The organism is Lutimaribacter marinistellae (assembly GCF_042648365.1).
GTDB classification, from domain to species: Bacteria; Pseudomonadota; Alphaproteobacteria; order Rhodobacterales; family Rhodobacteraceae; genus Lutimaribacter_A; species Lutimaribacter_A marinistellae.
This window is the reverse complement of sequence record NZ_JBHRXI010000010.1, coordinates 174,009-194,600: the sequence shown is the minus strand read 5'-3', so window position 1 is coordinate 194,600 and position 20,592 is coordinate 174,009. Positions and strand designations below refer to the sequence as shown.

21 protein-coding genes are annotated in these 20,592 nt (G+C 62.1%); 14 read left to right on the top strand and 7 right to left on the bottom strand.

All coding sequences use genetic code 11. The features are described from left to right. Nucleotides 1-36: 36 nt before the first annotated feature. The 3 genes from topA to tldD all read right to left on the bottom strand — a co-directional run bounded on the left by topA (nt 37) and on the right by tldD (nt 5,678). Complete coding sequence (gene topA, locus ACFORG_RS09775; protein ID WP_386735238.1) at nt 37-2,709, bottom strand: type I DNA topoisomerase; 2,673 nt, start codon at nt 2,707-2,709, stop codon at nt 37-39. A gap of 184 nt (nt 2,710-2,893) precedes the next feature. Beyond that, nucleotides 2,894-4,051: a DNA-processing protein DprA gene (gene dprA / locus ACFORG_RS09770; protein WP_386735237.1), complete on the bottom strand. Its 1,158-nt coding sequence runs from the start codon at nt 4,049-4,051 to the stop codon at nt 2,894-2,896. A 205-nt stretch (nt 4,052-4,256) separates the two neighbouring features. Beyond that, nucleotides 4,257-5,678, bottom strand: a complete 1,422-nt coding sequence (tldD, locus tag ACFORG_RS09765; RefSeq protein WP_386735236.1) for a metalloprotease TldD — start codon at nt 5,676-5,678, stop codon at nt 4,257-4,259. A 175-nt stretch (nt 5,679-5,853) separates the two neighbouring features. Between tldD and coxB the strand changes: the two genes are divergently transcribed. The 11 genes from coxB (at nt 5,854) to ACFORG_RS09710 (ending at nt 15,772) form a co-directional block, all read left to right on the top strand. Then, a complete protein-coding gene (gene coxB / locus ACFORG_RS09760) occupies nt 5,854-6,690 on the top strand; it encodes a cytochrome c oxidase subunit II (protein WP_386735235.1) in 837 nt (278 codons plus the stop codon). A gap of 82 nt (nt 6,691-6,772) precedes the next feature. Continuing rightward, the gene (cyoE, locus tag ACFORG_RS09755; protein WP_386735234.1) at nt 6,773-7,717 is read left to right on the top strand and encodes a heme o synthase; all 945 of its coding nucleotides are present in this window, start codon (nt 6,773-6,775) and stop codon (nt 7,715-7,717) included. Continuing rightward, nucleotides 7,714-7,875 carry a hypothetical protein gene (locus tag ACFORG_RS09750; protein ID WP_386735233.1) on the top strand — a complete coding sequence of 54 codons (162 nt, stop codon included), beginning with the start codon at nt 7,714-7,716 and terminating at the stop codon, nt 7,873-7,875. Before cyoE ends, ACFORG_RS09750 begins: the two co-directional genes overlap by 4 nt. Next, nucleotides 7,875-8,450 carry a cytochrome c oxidase assembly protein gene (locus ACFORG_RS09745; protein WP_386735232.1) on the top strand — a complete coding sequence of 192 codons (576 nt, stop codon included), beginning with the start codon at nt 7,875-7,877 and terminating at the stop codon, nt 8,448-8,450. Before ACFORG_RS09750 ends, ACFORG_RS09745 begins: the two co-directional genes overlap by 1 nt. 22 nt (nt 8,451-8,472) lie before the next feature. Further along, nucleotides 8,473-9,294: a cytochrome c oxidase subunit 3 gene (locus ACFORG_RS09740; protein WP_386735231.1), complete on the top strand. Its 822-nt coding sequence runs from the start codon at nt 8,473-8,475 to the stop codon at nt 9,292-9,294. Between the two features lie 204 nt (nt 9,295-9,498). Further along, on the top strand, nt 9,499-10,167 hold the full coding sequence (locus tag ACFORG_RS09735) for an SURF1 family protein (RefSeq protein ID WP_386735230.1): 669 nt from the start codon (nt 9,499-9,501) through the stop codon (nt 10,165-10,167). Nucleotides 10,168-10,170: 3 nt separating this feature from the next. Next, nucleotides 10,171-11,577, top strand: coding sequence for a threonine synthase (thrC, locus tag ACFORG_RS09730; protein WP_386735229.1), 1,407 nt, complete (start codon nt 10,171-10,173; stop codon nt 11,575-11,577). Then, a complete protein-coding gene (locus ACFORG_RS09725; RefSeq protein WP_386735228.1) occupies nt 11,574-12,836 on the top strand; it encodes a M16 family metallopeptidase in 1,263 nt (420 codons plus the stop codon). The genes thrC and ACFORG_RS09725 overlap by 4 nt, the downstream gene beginning before the upstream one ends. Continuing rightward, a complete protein-coding gene (locus tag ACFORG_RS09720; RefSeq protein ID WP_386735227.1) occupies nt 12,836-13,423 on the top strand; it encodes a GNAT family N-acetyltransferase in 588 nt (195 codons plus the stop codon). The genes ACFORG_RS09725 and ACFORG_RS09720 overlap by 1 nt, the downstream gene beginning before the upstream one ends. A gap of 63 nt (nt 13,424-13,486) precedes the next feature. Beyond that, nucleotides 13,487-14,311 carry an MBL fold metallo-hydrolase gene (locus ACFORG_RS09715; protein ID WP_386735226.1) on the top strand — a complete coding sequence of 275 codons (825 nt, stop codon included), beginning with the start codon at nt 13,487-13,489 and terminating at the stop codon, nt 14,309-14,311. Nucleotides 14,312-14,350: 39 nt separating this feature from the next. Next, nucleotides 14,351-15,772 carry an FAD-binding oxidoreductase gene (locus ACFORG_RS09710; protein WP_386735808.1) on the top strand — a complete coding sequence of 474 codons (1,422 nt, stop codon included), beginning with the start codon at nt 14,351-14,353 and terminating at the stop codon, nt 15,770-15,772. 29 nt (nt 15,773-15,801) lie between these two features. On the opposite strand, the gene ACFORG_RS09705 is transcribed toward ACFORG_RS09710, so the two are convergent. From ACFORG_RS09705 to ACFORG_RS09695, 3 genes are all read right to left on the bottom strand, one after another. Then, the gene (locus ACFORG_RS09705) at nt 15,802-16,284 is read right to left on the bottom strand and encodes a fasciclin domain-containing protein (protein WP_386735225.1); all 483 of its coding nucleotides are present in this window, start codon (nt 16,282-16,284) and stop codon (nt 15,802-15,804) included. A gap of 171 nt (nt 16,285-16,455) precedes the next feature. Further along, nucleotides 16,456-16,995, bottom strand: coding sequence for an adenine phosphoribosyltransferase (locus ACFORG_RS09700; protein WP_386735224.1), 540 nt, complete (start codon nt 16,993-16,995; stop codon nt 16,456-16,458). A gap of 68 nt (nt 16,996-17,063) precedes the next feature. Continuing rightward, the gene (locus tag ACFORG_RS09695) at nt 17,064-17,192 is read right to left on the bottom strand and encodes a hypothetical protein (RefSeq protein ID WP_386735223.1); all 129 of its coding nucleotides are present in this window, start codon (nt 17,190-17,192) and stop codon (nt 17,064-17,066) included. A 115-nt stretch (nt 17,193-17,307) separates the two neighbouring features. Here ACFORG_RS09695 and ACFORG_RS09690 point away from each other — a divergent pair, with 115 nt between their 5' ends. Continuing rightward, entirely contained in the window at nt 17,308-17,481 is a 174-nt protein-coding gene (locus ACFORG_RS09690) for a hypothetical protein (RefSeq protein WP_386735222.1), read from the top strand. Between the two features lie 12 nt (nt 17,482-17,493). On the opposite strand, the gene ACFORG_RS09685 is transcribed toward ACFORG_RS09690, so the two are convergent. Continuing rightward, the gene (locus ACFORG_RS09685; RefSeq protein ID WP_386735221.1) at nt 17,494-18,366 is read right to left on the bottom strand and encodes an S-methyl-5'-thioadenosine phosphorylase; all 873 of its coding nucleotides are present in this window, start codon (nt 18,364-18,366) and stop codon (nt 17,494-17,496) included. A gap of 150 nt (nt 18,367-18,516) precedes the next feature. Here ACFORG_RS09685 and ACFORG_RS09680 point away from each other — a divergent pair, with 150 nt between their 5' ends. Both ACFORG_RS09680 and ACFORG_RS09675 read left to right on the top strand, forming a co-directional pair. Next, nucleotides 18,517-18,699 carry a hypothetical protein gene (locus tag ACFORG_RS09680; protein ID WP_386735220.1) on the top strand — a complete coding sequence of 61 codons (183 nt, stop codon included), beginning with the start codon at nt 18,517-18,519 and terminating at the stop codon, nt 18,697-18,699. Nucleotides 18,700-18,863: 164 nt separating this feature from the next. Further along, nucleotides 18,864-20,492, top strand: a complete 1,629-nt coding sequence (locus ACFORG_RS09675; RefSeq protein WP_386735219.1) for a SulP family inorganic anion transporter — start codon at nt 18,864-18,866, stop codon at nt 20,490-20,492. Nucleotides 20,493-20,592: the final 100 nt, after the last annotated feature.

Here is a 20,592-nt window from a genome sequence, read left to right as displayed (position 1 = left end):
GGGGAAGTCAACGAATTGCGCCGGACCCGCGTATTTCTACGCATCCCCGTCGGATGCGGTTTTTTTCTTTGGCGCGGCTTTCTTCGCGGCTGGTTTCTTGGCCGCGGTTTTCTTGGCCGGGGCCTTTTTGGCGGACGTTTTTTTCTTGCCGCCCTTCTTCGCGGCCTTTTCCTCGATGAGCGCAAGCGCAGTTTCGAGCGTCACATCCTCGGGCTTGGTATCCTTGGGCAAGGTCGCGTTCACCTTTTCCCACTTCACATATGGCCCGTAGCGTCCGTCGAAGACGTTGATCGCGCCGCCGTCGGGATGCTCGCCCAGCTCCTTGAGAGGCTTTGCTGCAGCACCGCCACCGCGCCGGCCCGGGTTGGCCCGCTTTTCGGCCAGAAGCTCCACGGCGCGGTTCATGCCGATCTCGAACACGTCGGCCGGATCCTTGAGGTTGGCGTAGACGGGTTTCGCCTCGTCGGGCAGCTGATGCATCAGGTAGGGACCGAAGCGGCCGAAATTCGACTTGATCGGGCCACCCTCGGGGTGCTGGCCGACCTCGCGCGGCAGGCTGAGCAGGCGCAGCGCTTTTTCAAGATCCATTGCGTCCTTGTCCCAGCCGCGCGGCAGCGACGCACGAGGCGGTTTCTTGTTCTCTGGGGTCGGCTCTCCGCGCTGGACATAGGGGCCGAACCGGCCGGATTTCAGCCAGATCTCGTCGCCCTGATCCTCGCCCAGCAGACGCTCATCCCCGTCGGCACCTTCGCCCGCGATGGGGCGGGTGTAGGTGCATTCGGGATAGTTTCCGCACCCGACGAAACCGCCAGTGCGCGATGTCTTGAGATGCAGGCGACCGGTGCCGCATTTTGGGCAGATGCGGGGGTCCGAGCCATCCTCGCGCGGGGGATAGAGCTGAGGCGCGAGCGCCTCGTCGAGCTTGTCGAGCACTTCGGAAATCCGCAGTTCGGACGTCTCGGAGATGGCTGCCGAGAACTCTCTCCAGAACCGTGACAGCAACTCCTTGTAGTCGTGCCCCCCGGCACTGACCTCGTCGAGCTGCTCTTCGAGGTTGGCCGTGAATTCGTAGCCGACATACTTGCGGAAGAAATTCAGAAGGAAGATCGTGACGATCCGGCCTTTCTCCTCGGGGATCAGGCGGTTCTTGTCCTTCCGGACGTATTCTCGTTCCTGGATAGTGGTGACGATGCTGGCATATGTCGACGGGCGACCGATGCCGAGTTCTTCCATCCTCTTGACCAGCGTCGCCTCGGTATAGCGGGGCGGCGGCTGTGTGTGGTGCTGCAACGCCAGAACGGCACCGTTTTCCGACAGCAGCGCCTTGCTGTCGCCCTCGGCCGCCTTGGCATGCTGCGGTTTCAGAGCGCCCGCGTCGAAACCCGCGCTCTCACCTTCCGAGATCTGCGGCAGGCGGTTTTCATCTTCGTCCACGACATCGTCTCGCCCCTCCTCGTAGACGCGCATGAACCCGTCGAACAGCACAACCTGTCCCATGGCCCGCAGGCCGATCTGGCCGTCGGCACTGCCGATTTCGACGGTGGTGCGCTCCAGCCGGGCGGCGGCCATCTGGCAGGCAAGCGTCCGCTTCCAGATCAGGTCGTAAAGCTTGCGCTGATCGGGGTCGGAGAGGCGTAGCGCCTCGGCATCGCGGCGCATGTCCGTCGGCCGGATGCATTCATGCGCTTCCTGCGCGTTCTTGGCCTTGTTCTTGTACATGCGCGGGCTGGACGGCACGTAATCGTTGCCGAACCGCTCGGCGATGGCATCGCGGGCGGCGGAGACGGCCTCGGGGGCCATGTCGATCCCGTCGGTCCGCATGTAGGTGATGTGCCCTGCTTCATAAAGGCGCTGGGCCGCGCTCATGGTTTGGCGCGCGCCCATGCCGAACTTGCGGCTGGCTTCCTGTTGCAGGGTCGAGGTCATGAACGGGGCCGAGGGGTTTCGGTTCGCCGGTTTCGCCTCTACCGATTGAACGGTGAGCGCGCGGCTGATCACGGCCTGAACCGCCAGCTCGGCCTGTGTTTCGGATTTCAGGTCCATGCGGTCCAGCTTGTCGCCTGCCAGCTTGACAAGCCGTGCCTCGTAACTCTGTCCGCGCGGGGTCTGGAGCTGCGCCTTGACCGACCAGTATTCGACAGGCTTGAAAGCCTCGATCTCCATTTCGCGTTCGACGATCAGGCGCAGGCAGACCGACTGCACCCGGCCCGCGGATCGCGCGCCCGGCAGCTTGCGCCACAGAACGGGCGACAGGTTGAACCCGACAAGGTAGTCGAGCGCACGGCGGGCGAGGTAGGCTTCGACCAGGGGCATGTCCACGTCGCGGGCATTCTGCATCGCGGTGGTCACGGCATCCTTGGTAATGGCGTTGAAGGTGACGCGTTTGACGTCCGTGTCCTTCTTGATCGAGCGGCGTTTGGTCAGTGCCTCCTGCAGGTGCCAGCTGATCGCCTCGCCCTCGCGGTCGGGGTCGGTCGCGAGGATAAGGGAGTTGTCATCCTTCAGCGCGTCGGCAATCGCCTTGACGTGTTTGCGGCTGTCGGCCGCCACCTCCCACGTCATGGCGAAATCATCCTCGGGGTCCACGGAACCGTTCTTGGGCGGCAGGTCCCGCACGTGCCCGTAAGAGGCCAGAACCGTGTAGTCGGAGCCAAGATACTTGTTGATCGTCTTTGCCTTGGCAGGAGATTCTACAACGACTACGGGCATATAAGGAACATCCTCCTGGATCGAACACGGCGCGCTCTATGGCGGGGCAACATGTGGGGTGCAAGGGGAGATTGTCAATCCACCCATATTTTGCTTGCCCTGCGAGGCCGCGCCACATCGGATCCGATACAGGAAACCGCAACCCTTGCAATGTGCGAGGATCGCGGCATTCGGATCTTGGGGCCTAGTTCACCAGTGAAAGAAGGCCGCCGGGTTGCCTCTGGATCCTGCCTTCAAGCTCAAGATCCACCAGTGCCGGCCCGACCTCGCCGGCGGTTGCGGAGATGTCCCGGATCAGTTGGTCCTCGGCCAGGGGCGATGGACCAAGCCGTCCGAGGATCTGACTGTGCAAGGCCGCTGTTTCCCGCAGGCTGCGTTTTTCGGGCGGCGGCGGGGGAAGATCGCGCAGGATCGCGTCCATATCGGTCTGTTCGGGTTCGGTTGCTGCGAGGGCGGGCAGGGCCTCGATCACATCCTCGGCATTTCGCACAAGGCGGGCGCCGTCGCGGATCAGCATGTTGCATCCGGCGGCGCGGGCGTCGAACGGATGACCGGGCACGGCAAGGACCTCGCGCCCTTGGTCAAGCGCGTCGCGCGCGGTGATGAGACTGCCTGATTTCGCTGCGGCCTCGACCACGACAACCGCCTGGGCCAGGCCGGAAATGATCCTGTTTCGCCGGGGGAAGTGTCGCGCCTGCGGTGTCATGCGCATGGGTTGTTCCGACAAGCGCAAGCCGCGCGCGGCGATGTCCCCGGCCAGACCGGCATTCTCGGCGGGGTAAATTGCATCGACCCCACCCGCCATCACGGCAATCGTGCCGGTTTCAAGCGCGGCGATATGGGCAGCGGTGTCGATACCGCGGGCAAGTCCCGAGACCACCACATGCCCGGCGGTGCCGAGATCATGCGCCAGTGAGCGTGCCATGCGTGTACCGAGGGACGAGCAGTTTCGCGCACCGACCATCGCGATCATGGAGCGCGAAAGCAGTGAAAGATCGCCAAGCGCCCAAAGGACCGGCGGGGCATCCGAAAGTTCGGCCAAAGCAGCTGGATAATGCGACGAACCAAGGCACAAAAGCCGTGCGCCGACGGCTTTTGCGGCCTTGAGTTCGGCTTCGACGACACCGGGCGGGCATATTTCATATCCCTCGACCCCGGCGGCGCGTGCCACTTCGGGCAATGCGGCAAGCGCGTTCTGCGCGGTGCCATGCTCGGACATCAGGCGACGGAACGTTGTCGGTCCGACCCTGCGCGAGCGCAAAAGACGGAGCCACGCGAACCGGTCTTCTTCCGTGGTGGGTGGGAGTGGGGGGTGATTGGAAGAAATCTGTTCCTCGGTCATCCGTGGCTCCGCCTGTTTGCACAACCGGTTTATGGGGCGTTCAGTTAACAGTGCGTGAATCGCGGAAAATTCATCGCTTTTTGTCCAGAATACCAAGCGGAAAAATGGACAACATATTGAAAACGAATGAAAACCCTGTGTTGGCGCTATGACGTATCCCGGCGAGGTCCGGGATCGGACCCCGCTGAACTGCGCGAATCGTCGTTCAGGTCGCCGATCCGCCGACCGTCAGGCCATCCATCAGCACGGTTGGCTGCCCCACACCCACAGGCACCCATTGACTGTCCTTGCCGCAATTGCCCATACCGGGATCAAGCTGCATGTCGTTACCGAGGCCGCGTATGCGCCCCAAGGCCGACGGGCCATCGCCGATCAGGGTCGCGCCCTTGACCGGAGCGCCGATCTTGCCGTTTTGCACGCGATAAGCCTCGGTACAGGAAAAGACGAACTTGCCGTTCGTGATATCCACCTGGCCGCCGCCGAACCCGACAGCCCAGATGCCATCCTTGATCTCGGAGACGAGGTCCTCGGGGTTCGCCTCGCCACCAAGCATGATCGTATTGGTCATGCGCGGCATCGGGCGATGGGCATAGCTTTGGCGTCTGCCGTTGCCCGTAGGGTCGACCCCCATCAATCGTGCGTTCTGACGGTCCTGCATGTATCCGGTGAGGATGCCATCCTCGATCAGCACGGTGCGTGACGAGGGCGTTCCTTCGTCATCTATGGTGATCGAGCCGCGACGGTCTGCGATGGTGCCGTCATCGATGACGGTTACTCCGGGCGCCGCAATGCGCTGGCCCATCAGGCCGGCGAAGGCAGAGCTTCCCTTGCGGTTGAAATCGCCTTCGAGCCCGTGGCCGATCGCCTCGTGCAGCAGGATGCCGGGCCATCCGGGGCCAAGCGCGACCTCCATCACACCGGCTGGTGCCGGAACAGCATCGAGATTCACCAACGCGATTCGCAACGCTTCGCGTGCCTTGCCCTTCCAGTCCGCAGGATCGATCAGCCCATCAAGGCCTACACGGCCACCGCCGCCGGCGTTGCCGGATTCGCGGCGTCCATTCTGCTCGACGATCACCGATACGTTTAGTCGTGTCATCGGGCGGACATCGCGAACATGGGTACCGTCGGGGCGCAGGATCTCGACCTCCTGCAGCGATGCGGCAAGACTGGCCGAGACCTGAACGACCCGCGGGTCCAGGTCGCGGGCAAAGGCGTCGATCTCGCGCAGCGTCTCGATCTTGACCGGAAAACCGGCCGAGGCAATCGGGTCGGCGTCGGTGTAGAGATGCCTGTTCGTCGCCTGTGGAGGAGAGGACATTGTGCCGCCGCCATCGCCGACCGCGAGCCGAGCCGTCTCGGCCGCACGCGACAAGGCAGGAATCGAAAGCTCGGTTGCATGCGCATATCCAGCGACCTCGCCGCGCACGGCGCGCAGCCCGAATCCTTCGGACGCGTCATAGGAGGCGTTGCGCAAGCGCCCGTCGTCGAACACCAGTGCCTCGGATTTGCGCCGCTCGACGAAGATCTCGCCGTCGTCGGCCCCCTGCGTGGCATCGCGCAGAAGGGCGAGCGCCTCGTCCATCGGCAGGGCGGATTCAAATGGGCGGAAGAGATCGTCTGCCATTGCGGTGCCTTTCTTTTCTTGATCCAGATCAAAATAGCGTCTGTTTGACGCAAGCATTTTGCTTTATCTGCCCCGTGGAATATGATTTTTAACGCAGCCAAAGACAACGGGAGGCAGCGGATTTGATTCACGCCGCCCGTTCAGGGACGCAAAGATCAACCGATCAGGACAGAACATGAAGAACGCTTTGACGCTTTCGGGGCTTCTCGCCGCCCTTTCGAGCCTGCCCGCCGCGGCACAGGAACTGCCCACCATCGGCAAGCCAGTGGACGGCGCGATGGGGTTTCAGCCGGCAGCGACCGAACTTGCCCGTGACCTGCAATCGCTTGACGGTCTGATCCTCGTGATCATCACCGCCGTCTGCATCCTGGTGGGCGGCCTGCTGCTGTACTGCATTGTCCGCTTCAACCGTCGTGCAAACCCGAAGCCGGCAAGCTTTTCCCATTACACACCGATCGAGGTTATGTGGACGGTCGGTCCCGTGCTGATCCTTGTGTTCATCGGCGCCTTCTCGCTCCCGGTTTTGTTCAAGCAGCAGGAAATCCCCGAGGGCGACATCACGATCAAGGTGACCGGCTACCAGTGGTACTGGGGCTATGAATATGTCGATCACGACTTTGCTTTCGACAGCTTCATGCTGGCTCGCGAAGAGCTGGAGGAATATGGCTATGCGCAGGACGAGTACCTGCTTGCGACCGATACCGCCGTGGTCGTTCCCGTTGGCGCAACCGTCGTCATGCAGGTGACGGGCGCGGACGTGATCCATTCCTGGACCATTCCCTCCTTTGGTGTGAAGCAGGACGCGGTGCCCGGGCGCCTTGCCGAACTGTGGTTCAAGCCTGAGGTCGAAGGCGTCTATTTCGGTCAGTGTTCTGAGCTTTGCGGCAAGGACCACGCCTATATGCCGATCACGGTCAAGGTCGTTAGCCAGGAAGCCTATGACCAATGGCTCGATGGTGCGATCGACCAGTATGCCGGTACGCCGCGTTCTTACGAGGTCGCAGCGAACTGATACCGCTTGGCGGGGCTGTGACCCCGCCTCGCGACCTGGCTTGAAGACGGGCTGATTGCCCATCGCCACGACGAGGAAACCGATGAGCGACGCCAGCATTAATGCCAGTACAATCCGCGAATCCGAGGCGGGGTTCGGCGATTACTTCGCGCTGCTCAAGCCGCGGGTCATGTCGCTGGTGGTGTTCACCGCGCTTGTCGGTCTGCTGGCCGCGCCGCAGGGCGTGCATCCGCTGATCGGTTTCGCGGCCATCCTGTTCATCGCGATCGGTGGCGGCGCATCTGGTGCGCTCAACATGTGGTACGACGCCGATATCGACCAGGTGATGAAGCGGACGCGGTCGCGTCCGGTGCCCTCTGGCAAGGTGCAGGCCGGCGAAGCGCTGGCCCTCGGACTGGGCCTGTCAGGCCTGTCGGTTATCATGCTGGCGCTCGCGACGAACATCGCCGCTGGCGCGATGCTTGCCTTCACCATCTTTTTCTACGTCGTGATCTACACGATGTGGCTCAAGCGGAGCACGCCGCAGAACATCGTGATCGGTGGTGCCGCTGGAGCCTTTCCGCCGGTCATCGGCTGGATCGCCGCGACGGGAACAATGTCGGTCGAGCCATGGCTCATGTTCGCGCTGACCTTCATGTGGACACCGCCGCATTTCTGGGCGCTGGCACTGTTCATGCGCTCGGATTACGACGATGCCGGTGTGCCGATGCTGACCGTGACACATGGCCGACGCTCCACTCGGACGCACATCCTTGTCTACACGGCGCTGCTGGCGATACTCGCCGTCGGGACCGCGTTTTCGGAAATTGGCGGTCCGGTCTACCTGTCGGTCGCCGTGGTGATGAATGCCATGTTCCTGCATGGCGCGTGGAAGATTTCGCGTCGCGACGAAGCTGCGAGCGAGGCCGACAATTTCAAGGTTGAGCGCGGGTTCTTCAAACTTTCGCTGCTCTATCTCTTCCTGCATTTCGGTGCGATCCTGGTTGAGGCCGTTCTCAAGGTCTATGGGCTGGGAGGCTGGGGATGAGCCTGCGCAAGACACATGAATTGCACCAGCGCCGCTTTGGTCGAAACCTGGGGGTGGCGCTTGTTCTGGCCGGGTTCATCGCGCTGATGTTCGGCTTGACCGTTGTGAAGGTCAGCGAAGGCACGTTCGAACCCCCGCATCAGGGAGACGGAAGCTGATGGCAATTGACGGACCGAAAAAGACCGTTCTTCAGACCGTGGGCGTGGTCGTCGTTATGGGTTCGCTCGCATGGGCCTCGGTCCCGCTCTACGACTGGTTCTGCCGGGTCACCGGGTTCGGTGGCGTGACCGGCACGGCCGAGGTTGCCTCGGACGAGGTGCTGGACCAGACCGTCAAGGTGCGTTTCGACGCATCGAAGGAACGCGGCATGCCGTGGGAATTCACGCCGGTCGAACGACAGATGGAAATCCGCATCGGCGAGACGGGCCTTGCCTTTTACGAGGCCTACAACCCGACGGATCGTCCGGTTGCGGGGCAGGCCTCTTACAACGTGACCCCCTATGCAGCGGGCGCGTTTTTCGACAAGATCCAGTGCTTCTGCTTCGAGGAGCAGGTGCTGCAACCCGGTGAACGCGTGCAGATGCCCGTGACATTCTTCGTCGATCCTGAAATCGTTGAAGACCGCGACGGGAAATTCGTGCACACGATCACCCTATCTTATACGTTTTACGAAATCGACCTGCCCGAGGGCTATGCCGCCCTTGAGACGCAGGCGGAAACCAACACGAACTAATGCCTGTAGGTGAGGGACGCTGATGGCACATGCTAAGAACCACGACTACCACATCCTGAGCCCGTCGATCTGGCCGCTTTTCGGCTCCATCGGCGGCTTCGTCATGCTCTTCGGGGCAGTGCTCTGGATGCACGGCGTCACTCCCTGGATGTTCTGGATAGGACTTGCCGGGGTCCTTTACACCATGTTCGGCTGGTGGGCCGAGGTTGTCCGCGAAAGCCGCATCGGTGATCATACCCCGGTCGTGCGGATCGGCCTGCGCTATGGCTTCATCCTGTTCATCATGTCCGAGGTGATGTTCTTCTTTGCGTGGTTCTGGTCGTTCTTCAAGCACGCCATGTACCCCATGAGCGAGTATGCAGGCACCGAGTATATCCGCCCCGAGATCTATCATGTTGACGCGTTCCACCTGCCGCTGATAAACACGCTGATCCTGCTTTTGTCGGGCTGCGCCGTGACCTGGGCGCACCATGCGCTGGTGCATAACAATGATCGCAAGGCGCTGATCAACGGTCTGGCCATCGCGGTCGTCCTGGGTGCTCTTTTCACCGTGCTGCAAGGCTATGAGTACTCCTACCTGCTCTACCAGGGCTGGGAGTTCGGCGGCGACCAGTTCTTCTCGAACTTCTTCATGGCGACCGGCTTCCACGGGTTCCACGTGATCATTGGCACCATCTTCCTGCTTGTCTGCCTGATCCGCGCATTGCGTGGCCACTTTACCCCGGAAAAGCATGTCGGTTTCGAAGCGGCGGCCTGGTACTGGCACTTCGTCGACGTGGTGTGGCTCTTCCTCTTCTTCGCCGTCTACATCTGGGGCGTGGGAACGATGCCCGGCGGCCACTGATCGCGGGCTGTCGAGCCAACAGAGATGACATCGTGAAAGCGCGCGGATCACCGCGCGCTTTTTCCTTGAAAGGGCAGGGGGTGACGGCGGCCGTGCGTGCGCGTTGCTTTGCGGGCGACGCGATTGATGCCCATACAATCGATTGCTTGCATCATCTTCCTGCACATGGTCCTAAACCGGTAACGAAACACAACGAACCGTCCGATGCGCCGTATCTTCTTCTTTTTCGCAATTGCCCTGATCGGTCTTGCAATCCTGGTTTCCCTCGGGGTCTGGCAAGTGCAGCGTCTTGCGTGGAAAGAGGCGCTGTTGGCCGACATCGACGCGCGGATTTCCGGTGCACCCGGCCCGCTTCCGACCTCACCCGACCCGGTTGAAGACAGATACCGGCCTGTCGAGATCAGCGGTGAGATGCTGGCCGATGAGCTGCACGTGCTGGTTTCGCGCAAGCGCGTGGGCGCCGGGTACCGCATCATCGCACCCTTCAGGACCGGCGACCGCACGATCCTGATCGACAGGGGGTTCGTGCCGACAGCAGACAAGGATGTATCGCGCGCGATCGGGCTCATGACAGTCAGTGGCAACCTGCATTGGCCTGACGAGGTCGACGGCTTCACGCCGGAGCCGGATATCGCGGGCAATATCTGGTTTGCGCGTGACGTTCAGACGATGGCCGACGCGCTGGAGGCCGAACCGGTGCTGGTGATCCTGCGGAGCCAGACGGATCCGGCCATAACGCCGCTTCCAGTCGATACCGCAGGCATCCCGAACGACCACCTTCACTATGCTGTCACGTGGTTCGGGCTTGCCCTTGTCTGGCTTGCCATGACCATCTTTTTCCTGCGGCGCAACCGCGCCCGAACCAGGAGCTGAGACATGAAATACATCTCCACCCGCGGGCAGGCGCCCGAACTCACCTTCGAAGAGGCGATGCTTACCGGGCTCGCCCGCGACGGCGGTCTGTACCTGCCGGCCGAGATTCCGGTCATGAGCTTTGACGATATCGCAGGGCTGGCTGGCCTCTCCTACGAGGAAGTCGCGTTTCGCGTGATGCAGCCGTACATTGGCGATACGTTCACCGATGCCGAGTTTCGGGACATCATCGCGCGGGCCTATAACGGGTTCGGACACGCCGCACGGGCACCGCTCAAGCAGTTGAGCGAGGGGCAGTTCCTGCTTGAACTGTTCCACGGACCCACGCTCGCCTTCAAGGATTTTGCGATGCAGCTGATCGGTCAGCTGTTCGAGGCGGCGCTGTCCCGTAGGGGTGAGACGGTCACCATCGTCGGCGCTACTTCGGGCGATACCGGTTCCGCCGCCATCGAGGCGTTCCGGGGGCTTGATGCGGTGAACGTTTTCATCTTGTTCCCACATGGTCGAGTCAGCGAGGTGCAGCGCCGCCAAATGACCACGCCGGACGACGCGAATGTCCATGCCATCGCACTCGACGGTGACTTCGACGACTGCCAGGCGCGAGTGAAGGACATGTTCAATCATTTCGCGTTCCGCGACGAGGTTCGGCTGGCCGGAGTCAATTCGATCAATTTCGCGCGGGTTCTGGCGCAAGTCGTCTATTACTTCACCTCTGCGGTCGCGCTTGGCGCGCCGCACCGCAAGGTCAGCTTTACCGTGCCGACGGGCAATTTCGGTGACATCTTCGCGGGCTATCTTGCCAAGCGGATGGGTCTGCCCATTGACCGCCTGGTGGTTGCGACCAATCAGAACGACATCCTGCATCGTTGCTTGTCGGGTCAGGGCTATTTTAAGGGGTCGACCATACCTTCGGTCAGCCCGTCGATGGATATTCAGGTCTCGTCAAACTTCGAGCGGGCGCTTTACTATGCCTATGGCGAGGACGGCCGCGCGGTCAGCCAGTTGATGGACGAACTGTCGAGCGGCGGTTTCGATGTCAGCCAGGGCGCGATGGAAGCGCTGCGCGAGAGTTTCTCGTCGGGACGCGCCTCGGAAGAGGAGACGCTCTCGACCATCGCGTCGACCCTCGCCGCGACCGGAGAACTGCTTTGCCCTCACAGCGCAGTGGGCGTCAAGGTCGCCGAAGAGGCCCTGCGCGCGTCTGACGGCGCCGGAACAAAGGTGCCGATGATTACGCTCGCCACGGCGCACCCGGCCAAGTTCCCCGCTGCGGTGGAAGAGGCCAGCGGTGTTCATCCGCCTCTTCCCTCCCGCATGTCGGACCTGTATGAGATGCCGGAACGGCTGAGCCGGGTCGATAACGACCTTGCCGCCATCGAGGATCACATCAAGAGGCATATCGCCAGTTGACAGTACAGCAAGACCAGCTCGCCAACGGTGTCCGCATCGTGAGCGAGCACATGCCGGGCCTTCAATCGACCGCCATCGGTGTCTGGGTCGCCGCAGGTGGCCGGCACGAGCGGATCGAACAGAACGGGATCGCACATTTCCTCGAGCACATGGCCTTCAAGGGGACCAGCCGGCGCTCGGCGCTCGAGATTGCCGAGACCATCGAGGATGTGGGCGGTTACATCAACGCCTATACCAGCCGCGAGGTGACGGCCTATTACGCGCGCGTGTTGGCTCAGGACGTGCCGCTCGCTCTCGACGTGATAGCGGATATCGTGCTCAATCCTGTTTTCGACCCGCGCGAGATCGAGGTGGAGCGCGGTGTAATCCTGCAGGAAATCGGGCAGGCGAACGACACACCCGACGACATCATCTTTGACTGGCTGCAGGAAGAGAGCTATCGCGACCAGCCGCTTGGGCGCACCATCCTTGGGCCGTCGGAGCGGGTCAGCGCGTTTACGCGCGAGGATCTGTCCGCTTTCGTTGCAGAGCATTACGGCCCCGAGCAGCTGATCATCTCTGCCGCCGGAGCCGTGGATCACGATGCGCTGGTCAGGTTGGCGCAAGAGCATTTTGGCCATCTTGCATCGCGTCGTGGACGCGTACCCGATGCCGCCAAATTCACCGGCGGCGAAGTACGGCGCGAACGCGATCTCGAACAGGCCCATTTCGCACTGGCCTTCGAGGGGCCGGGATATCGTGACGACGCCATCTATACTGCGCAGATCTATGCCAGCGCGCTGGGTGGCAGCATGTCGTCGCGCTTGTTCCAGCAAGTGCGAGAGCAACGTGGTCTTTGCTACACGATTTTCGCGCAGACCGGTGCCTATGCCGATACCGGATCGACCACGATCTATGCCGGCACCAGCGCCGAACAGCTGGCTGAGTTGGCCGGTATCACCATCGACGAGATGAAGCGCGCCGCCGACGACATGACCGAACAGGAGATCGCCCGCGCCCGCGCCCAGATGAAGGCGGGGTTGTTGATGGGGCTGGAGAGCCCCTCGAATCGCGCCGAACGCCTGGCGCGCCTCGTGGAAATCTGGGGCAAGGTTCCGTCGCTTGAGGAAACGGTCGCGCGGATCGATGCTGTCACCGCGGGCGAGGTGCTCGGCTTTGCCGAAGAAATGGCCGTCAAGGCTCCGGCGGCACTGGCCCTCTACGGTCCCGTGGGCGGAGCGCCCGATCTGGCCCAGTTGCAGGACAGGCGCGCGGCATAATGCTGTTGGGCAAGCGCAAGCTGAAACTCGAAACCGAGCGGCTCAGCCTGCGCCCGCCCGTTCATTCCGATTTCCGGGAATGGGCCGCCCTTCGTCAGGCCTCCAAGGCCTTCCTCACCCCTTGGGAACCCAGCTGGGCGTCCGACCATTTGACGCGCAAGGCCTTTGCCAACCGCGTTTACTGGGCACAGCGGTCGGTTGCGAGCGGTTCGGCCATACCGCTGTTTTTGTTCCGGCGCGACGATGGCGCACTGGTCGGGGCGATCACGCTCGACAATATCCGCCGCGGTCCCGCGCAGGCGGGTACACTGGGCTATTGGACGGGCGAGGCATTTGCGCGGCAGGGTTACATGCGCGAGGCGATCGGCCTGGTCGTGCATCACGCGTTCACCCGAATGGATCTGAGCCGGATCGAGGCAGCCTGCCTGCCGGAAAACCGCGCGTCGCGCGGATTGCTGGAGCGCTCGGGCTTCAAATACGAGGGCGTGGCGCAAAGCTATTTGCAGATCAACGGACGCTGGCGAACGCATGTCCTCTATGCCTGCCTGCGCTCTGATCGGCGTGGCCGGGTCGAAGGGCAGATCTGACTGCCCAGAATTTCCGCGTTTACGTAACGTGACTTTGGCGAGAGCCGATCTAGAATGCCAAGCATGAGACACATGCTATTGGCGCTCTGCCTCGTTCTTTTCGGAATCCAGTCACACGCGCAAGAGCGCCGCCCCAGCCATTGCATCGCCATAGCAGATGCCGCGCCGGGCATAGAATACCTGCACACGGCCAGTTGGCAGGCCGATGTGCCGGAGTTCTCGGTTCGGATCCGCTACATTCATCATGCGAGCTTTCTTATCCAGACACCTGGAGGGCTGTCGGCGGTGACCGATTATACCGGGTTTCTCGGAACGACTGATTTCTTTCCGGATGTCGTCACCATGAACCATGCGCATGGCACACATTGGACGGCAAACCCGGACCCGCGAATTCCACATGTTCTGCCCGGGTGGGGCGCGTTCGGGGAGGGGATCGATCACCATCTGGATCTGGGTGAGATTCTGGTGCGCAACGTGTCCACCGACATCCGTTCGGCTTTTTCAGGGATCGAGCCGAAAGGAAACTCGATCTTTGTGTTCGAAGTCGAGGGGCTATGCATCGGTCACCTGGGCCATTTGCACCATGTTCCCGACGACGCGCAATTTGCTGCGCTTGGCAGGCTGGACGTCGTGATGGCCGCAGTGGACGGGGGTACGACGATGCCTCTGCCCGAGATGATCGCGACGCTTCAACGGCTGAAATCCTCGGTCGTTATCCCGATGCACTGGTTCTCGGGCTACTCGCTCAACGCGTTTCTCGATGGTATTTCCGAGGATTTCGCGGTCATTCGCGACGGTGCCCATTCGGTCGAACTGTCGCTGCGCACGCTACCCGACCGTCCGACCGTCATCGTGCTTGAACCGCGCTATCTGGACGATGGCGAATAACCCTTGTCATCGCTGTCCCATGCGGGCGATGACTTGCTCATGCTGACACCCGCCGATACCGCATTTGCCGAACGTCTTGCAGCACGCCTGCCCGTCGGGCGCCTGCGCGCCCCCGAACCTCGACACCTCGAAGAGCCGCGTGGCCGCTACAAGGGGCAGGGCGGTCTGCTGGCCTTGCCGGAAACGGTCGAGGATGTCTCGACCATTCTGCAGGAGGCGAATGCCGCGCGGGTTCCGGTGGTGCCATATGGCGGCGGAACCGGGCTGGTATCGGGGCAGGTCGCCCCTGAATTGCCCGCGCCCCTTCTTGTTTCGCTTGAAAGGATGACGGTCATTCGGGCCGTCTATCCGGCGGAAAACGTGATGATCGCCGAAGCGGGCGCGATCCTGTCCGACATCCAGGCCGCTGCCGAGGCCGAAAATCGTCTGTTTCCCTTGTCGCTTGCCGCCCAGGGGTCCTGCCGCATTGGCGGAAATCTTGCCACCAATGCAGGCGGCGTCGGCGTGCTGCGTTATGGCAATACCCGCGATCTGTGCCTGGGGCTTGAGGCGGTGCTGCCCGACGGGCGGATCTGGAACGGGTTGAGCCGACTGCGCAAGGACAACACCGGCTATGACCTGCGCAACCTGCTGATAGGCTCTGAGGGGACGTTGGGTATCATCACCGCGGCAACGCTAAAACTCAGCCCGCGCCCGGCGGCGACCGGCACTGCGATGCTGGTCGTTTCCTCTCCGCGTGCGGCGCTCGATCTGTTGTCTCTGGCGCGCGATCAGGTCGGAGACGGGGTGAGCGCATTCGAACTGATCAACCGTCAAGGTCTCGATTTCCTGACGGAAACAATGCCCGATCTACGGCAGCCGTGGGCAGAACCTCCTGACTGGTCCGTCCTGATCGAGCTTGGCCTTTCCGGCGGTACGGACCCGACCGAAGCGTTGGAGGAATTGTTTGCCAAGGCATTTGAGCGCGGGCTGCTCTCAGACGGAGTCATCGCGCGGTCCGAAGCGCAACGCGACGCGCTTTGGTCGGTTCGGGAACATCTGCCCGAGGGCAATCGCCGCATCGGTTCGATTTCCAGCCACGACATCTCGTTGCCTTTATCCTGCGTGCCCGAGTTCATCGAGCGGGGAAATGCCGCCATCGCCGATATCGGCGCTTTCCGGGTCAACTGTTTCGGGCATCTTGGGGACGGCAACTTGCACTACAACATTTTTCCGCCCAAGTGGGGGGACCGGCGCGACCACGAAGGCGAACGGCCCCGGATCAACCGGACTGTCCATGACCTCGTGTCCGAGTATGGGGGCTCGGTCAGTGCCGAGCACGGCATCGGCCGGTTGAAGGTGGACGAGTTGGAGCTGTATGGCGATCCGGTAAAGCTTGCGGTGATGCGCCAGATCAAGATCGCGCTCGACCCGAATGGCATCATGAACCCCGGCGCGGTCTTGCGCGCCGGGAACGGTTAGGGCGGTCAAGCGAACCGCCCGCACCCTCATTACATCTTGGGCATGATCACCTTGTCGATCACGTGGATGACGCCGTTCGACGTTTCGATATCGGCGGTCGTTACGGTCGCGTCGTTGACCATCACGCCATCGCCAAGGTCCACGGTGATGTCACCACCCTGCACGGTGGTCGCCATCATGCCGTCGCTCAGGTCGCCCGACATGACCTTGCCCGGGACGACGTGGTAAGTCAGGATTGAGGTCAGCTGCTCTTTGTTTTCCGGCATCAGCAGCGATTCAACGGTGCCCTCGGGCAGCGCTTCAAACGCGGCATCGGTCGGTGCGAACACGGTGAACGGGCCTTCACTCTTGAGCGTCTCGACCAGGCCCGCAGCCTCGGCCGCAGCCAGCAGGGTCGAGAAATCACCCGCGCCCATTGCGGTGTCGACGATATCCTTGGAATGGCCACCTGCGAATGCGGCAGTACCGATCATCAGGGCGGCGGCGGTCGAAATTGCAGTCGTACGAAGCATGTTGGTGCCTCCTCTCATTTGCAATGCCTCTGGCGGCATCGACACGGATACGGAGCCACGACGGCTGAGGATCACCGCCAAATTCGCGTTACACGGTCTTGAAGCAGGGTGCGCTCGCGCTAAGCCGACCGGAGCCAGCGCTTCCAGTCAACACCTTGTGAACAGGCGATTTTATGCTCCTTCGAATGAGCAGAGCGCATGCACATCCATGCCCATGCTCTCCAGAACCTTGCGGCCACCCAGATCGGGGAGGTCGATCACGAACGCGCAAGATACGATTTCGCCGCCCAGCCGCTGGATCAGCTTGATCCCGGCCGCCGCCGTGCCGCCCGTGGCCAGAAGGTCATCGACCACGAGCACCTGCTCGCCCTGCGCAATCGCGTCGTCGTGGATTTCGACGATGGCCTCGCCATACTCCAACTTGTAGTCTTGGCTGATCGTTGTGCCTGGCAACTTGCCCTTCTTGCGGATCGGGACAAAGCCCACGCTGAGTTGGTGCGCAATGGCTCCGCCCAGGATGAAACCGCGCGCCTCCAGCCCTACGACCTTGTCGATCCGCTCGCCTGCATAGGGGTGCAGCATCTGGTCGATTGCCATGCGGAATCCGCGCGGATCGGCGAACAACGTCGTCACGTCGCGGAACATGATTCCCTCATGCGGGAAGTCGACGATGGTGCGGATGTAATCCTTGACCGATGTGCTTTTGGGCATTCCGCCCCCCTCTCCTGAACCGGCAGACCGTCCGTGTTTGGCGCAATCTGCCTGGTGGTTCAAGAGAGTTACTTTTTCAGCAGCAGGCGCGAATGGCTGTAGTACCGGTAAAGGGAAGAGGGCAGCCAGCTGAGATGCGGTTTGCGCCAGTCCGAACGGTCGCGCAGCAGAAATGCGTTTGCAGCATGCAGATTCATTGCCTTGTCCTTTTCTTTTTCTTAGGTTGCTCGACAGAAAGTTAATAGACTATGTATATACAACGCATAGCCGAAAAGTCAAGGCGAGGGCGCCTTCAGTGCAGGACACGCGACAGTGAGCAAGAAAGAGACCAAGGGTTCCAGCAAAAAAAACAGCCAGTTGGTCCTGCGGCTGGACAAGGATGAACGGGACGCCTTCGTCGAGCTCTGCAAGGAGCTCGACACCTCGGCCGCCCGTGAGATCCGGCGTTTTATCCGCAGCTTCATGAAGGAACACGAGGAGAGCTGACCCTCCCCACGATCACAAGACGCGCCCTGCCACCGCATCCAGCTTGGCGACAAGCGCGGGATCACGTTTATCTGGCGCCGTCAGGATCGCATGGTCAAGCGACCGGTCGCACCCGTGCGGACAGGGCGTGCGTTCCGTGCCAAGCAAGGCGGGCAAACCGCGGACCATCGCGCGCCCCTTGTCGGCGTTTCCGCTGAGCGTCGCGATGATGTCTGCAATGTCCACCTCGCCATGATCGGGGTGCCAGCTGTCATAGTCCGTCACCATGGCGACGGAGGCATAGCAAAGCTCCGCTTCGCGGGCGAGTTTGGCTTCGGGCATATTGGTCATTCCGATCACGTCGGCGCCCCAGTGTTCACGATACATCCGCGATTCCGCCAGGGTCGAGAACTGAGGCCCCTCCATAGCCAGGTAGGTCCCGCCGCGATGAACGGTGATGCCCGCGCTGCGCGCCGCCGTCTCGCAGGCGTCCGACAGGCGGGGGCAAGTCGGGTGGGCAAGACTGACATGCCCGACGCATCCCGAACCGAAAAAGCTTTTTTCGCGCGCCACGGTGCGGTCGATGAACTGGTCGACGATTACAAAGGTGCCCGGTGCCATCTCCTCGCGGAACGAACCGCAGGCAGACACTGAAATCACGTCCGTCACGCCAAGCCGCTTCAACGCGTCGATGTTGGCGCGATAGGGCACATCGGTCGGCGAATGCACATGCCCCCGCCCGTGCCGCGGAAGGAAGGCCATCGCAACACCGTCAAGGCGCCCCGTCAGGATCTGGTCCGATGGCGCGCCCCAGGGCGTGTCCACCGTGACCCATTCCGCGTTTTCCAGTCCGTCGATTTCGTAGATCCCGGATCCGCCGATCACGGCGATCATCGTCTCTGCCATTTGTCATGCCCCTGTCAGTCATCTGCTGAAGGGCAAGTTAACCGGGGCGGGCTGGTTTGCAACTGCGGCGGGAAGCGAGGCGTGAAATGTGCTAGTCTGGCCACCCGTCCGAGTCGGGCGACCGACCGGACAAACCAACCGGAGGATGACATGGACGCGATACAGACAGCTCAATACGCGCGTGCCCTCTACGGCGCACATGGTGACAAGGCCGAGGCAGAGGCCGCGGAAAAGGCAAGAAGCTGTGCCGCGGCGAACCGGACCGCCGAGGCCGAGCAATGGCAGGCGGTGCGCGAGGCCATCCGTCAATTGCGCGGTCCGAACCAAGGCTGAGAGCCCTCAGTCAACGGTCGCGGATCGCGGAATCCGCAAGGCTGGCCTATAAGCCATGCGTCAGGCGCATGGCTGCATCCCGGTGCGCCCCCTATCCCCGGGCGACTGATCCCGGTAAAAGCGCCGCGCCGCAGAAAGTGCAAACCCCAAGACAGGACCAGCCCATGACCCGAGCCCTCCTGGCCTCGTTCGCCAATCGTTTTGCCATGCCTGACCTGCGATGGATGCCCGATGAGGGATTCTCGCCGGGGCGTTTGCGGATCGAACTTCTGGCAGGTCTTACCGTGGCCCTGGCCCTTGTTCCCGAAGCAGTTGCCTTTGCCTTCGTGGCGGGCGTGCACCCTCTGGTCGGTCTTTACGCGGCATTTATCGTGGGGCTTGTAACGGCGCTGATCGGCGGGCGGCCGGGCATGATCTCGGGGGCGACCGGTGCGCTGGCGGTGGTGATGGTCAGCCTTGTGGCGCAACATGGGGTGGAATACCTCTTTGCGGCGGTGGTGCTGATGGGGCTGATCCAGGTCGTTGCCGGGGTGATGCAATGGGGCAAATTCATCCGGCTCGTACCGCATCCGGTCATGCTGGGTTTCGTCAACGGGTTGGCGATCGTCATCTTTCTGGCGCAGCTGGGACAGTTCAAGGTGCCGGGCACCATGGAGAACACGGGCCACGGCATGGGCGGCGGCGAATGGCTTTCGGGCATGCAGCTTTATACGATGCTGGGCCTCGTGGCGCTGACCATGGCGGTGATCTGGGTCATGCCGCGCATTACCCGGATCGTTCCCGCACCGCTGGCCGGGATCGCCGTGGTGGCAGCCCTCGTAATTGGCTTCGGACTTGATGTGCCGCGCGTGGGCGATCTTGCCTCGATCGAGGGAAGCCTTCCGCCGTTCCATATTCCGATGGTACCGCTCAACTGGGAAACGCTGAAGATCATCCTGCCTTACTCGGTGATCCTTGCTGCTATCGGCCTTATTGAATCGCTGCTGACCCTCAACCTGGTGGGCGACATCACGGGCAAACGCGGCGGCGCAAGCCAGGAATGCATCGCGCAGGGCACGGCAAACGTCATCACCGGCTTCTTTGGCGGGATGGGCGGCTGCGCCATGATCGGCCAGTCGATGATCAACGTGAAATCCGGTGGTCGTACCCGAATTGCCGGAATCTCGGCGGCGCTGTTCCTTCTGGTTTTCATCCTCTTCGCCGCGCCTCTGATTGAACAGATCCCGCTGGCCGCCCTGGTCGGCGTGATGTTCATGGTGGTGATCGGAACCTTTGCGTGGAACTCGCTCATGATCCTGCGCAAGGTACCGCTGACCGACGCCTTTGTAATCGTTCTCGTCACCGTCGTGACCGTGATGGAGGATCTTGCGGTTGCCGTCGTGGTCGGCGTGATCGTCTCGGCGCTGGCCTATGCCTGGAACAATGCCAAGCGCATCTATGCCAAGACCTACGAGACACCCGAAGGCGCCAAGGTGTACCAAGTGCAGGGGCCGCTTTTCTTCGGTTCGGCCGAAGGATTTGGAGAGCTGTTCGACCCCTCGGGCGATCCGTCGCTGGTGATCGTCGATTTCGCCGACAGCCGCGTGGTCGATCAATCCGCCCTGCAGGCGATCGAGGCGGTGGCCTTGAAATACGAGGCCGAGGGTAAGTCGATACAGCTGCGCCACCTGAGCCGGGATTGCCACAAACTGCTCACCCGCGCGGGCCACCTGATGGTCGACAGCGAGGACGACCCCGATTACGGCCTTGCCGTGAATTACTCGGTCCGCACCGGGATACTCGGCGGGCACTGATCGTGCGAGCGCGTGGCCAGGGCATCGAGCCCCGGACACGCGCTGACGCGGAGGCCTGCGGCCTGACGCGTACATACATGCGGTCCCGGACCGCTGCATT

Coding starts and splice junctions, on each gene's coding strand:
- topA (WP_386735238.1), bottom strand. CDS start 2,709: ATGCCCGTAGTCGTTGTAGAATCTCCTGCCAAGGCAAAGACGATCAAC.
- dprA (WP_386735237.1), bottom strand. CDS start 4,051: ATGACCGAGGAACAGATTTCTTCCAATCACCCCCCACTCCCACCCACC.
- tldD (WP_386735236.1), bottom strand. CDS start 5,678: ATGGCAGACGATCTCTTCCGCCCATTTGAATCCGCCCTGCCGATGGAC.
- coxB (WP_386735235.1), top strand. CDS start 5,854: ATGAAGAACGCTTTGACGCTTTCGGGGCTTCTCGCCGCCCTTTCGAGC.
- cyoE (WP_386735234.1), top strand. CDS start 6,773: ATGAGCGACGCCAGCATTAATGCCAGTACAATCCGCGAATCCGAGGCG.
- ACFORG_RS09750 (WP_386735233.1), top strand. CDS start 7,714: ATGAGCCTGCGCAAGACACATGAATTGCACCAGCGCCGCTTTGGTCGA.
- ACFORG_RS09745 (WP_386735232.1), top strand. CDS start 7,875: ATGGCAATTGACGGACCGAAAAAGACCGTTCTTCAGACCGTGGGCGTG.
- ACFORG_RS09740 (WP_386735231.1), top strand. CDS start 8,473: ATGGCACATGCTAAGAACCACGACTACCACATCCTGAGCCCGTCGATC.
- ACFORG_RS09735 (WP_386735230.1), top strand. CDS start 9,499: ATGCGCCGTATCTTCTTCTTTTTCGCAATTGCCCTGATCGGTCTTGCA.
- thrC (WP_386735229.1), top strand. CDS start 10,171: ATGAAATACATCTCCACCCGCGGGCAGGCGCCCGAACTCACCTTCGAA.
- ACFORG_RS09720 (WP_386735227.1), top strand. CDS start 12,836: ATGCTGTTGGGCAAGCGCAAGCTGAAACTCGAAACCGAGCGGCTCAGC.
- ACFORG_RS09715 (WP_386735226.1), top strand. CDS start 13,487: ATGAGACACATGCTATTGGCGCTCTGCCTCGTTCTTTTCGGAATCCAG.
- ACFORG_RS09710 (WP_386735808.1), top strand. CDS start 14,351: ATGCTGACACCCGCCGATACCGCATTTGCCGAACGTCTTGCAGCACGC.
- ACFORG_RS09705 (WP_386735225.1), bottom strand. CDS start 16,284: ATGCTTCGTACGACTGCAATTTCGACCGCCGCCGCCCTGATGATCGGT.
- ACFORG_RS09700 (WP_386735224.1), bottom strand. CDS start 16,995: ATGCCCAAAAGCACATCGGTCAAGGATTACATCCGCACCATCGTCGAC.
- ACFORG_RS09695 (WP_386735223.1), bottom strand. CDS start 17,192: ATGAATCTGCATGCTGCAAACGCATTTCTGCTGCGCGACCGTTCGGAC.
- ACFORG_RS09685 (WP_386735221.1), bottom strand. CDS start 18,366: ATGGCAGAGACGATGATCGCCGTGATCGGCGGATCCGGGATCTACGAA.
- ACFORG_RS09680 (WP_386735220.1), top strand. CDS start 18,517: ATGGACGCGATACAGACAGCTCAATACGCGCGTGCCCTCTACGGCGCA.
- ACFORG_RS09675 (WP_386735219.1), top strand. CDS start 18,864: ATGACCCGAGCCCTCCTGGCCTCGTTCGCCAATCGTTTTGCCATGCCT.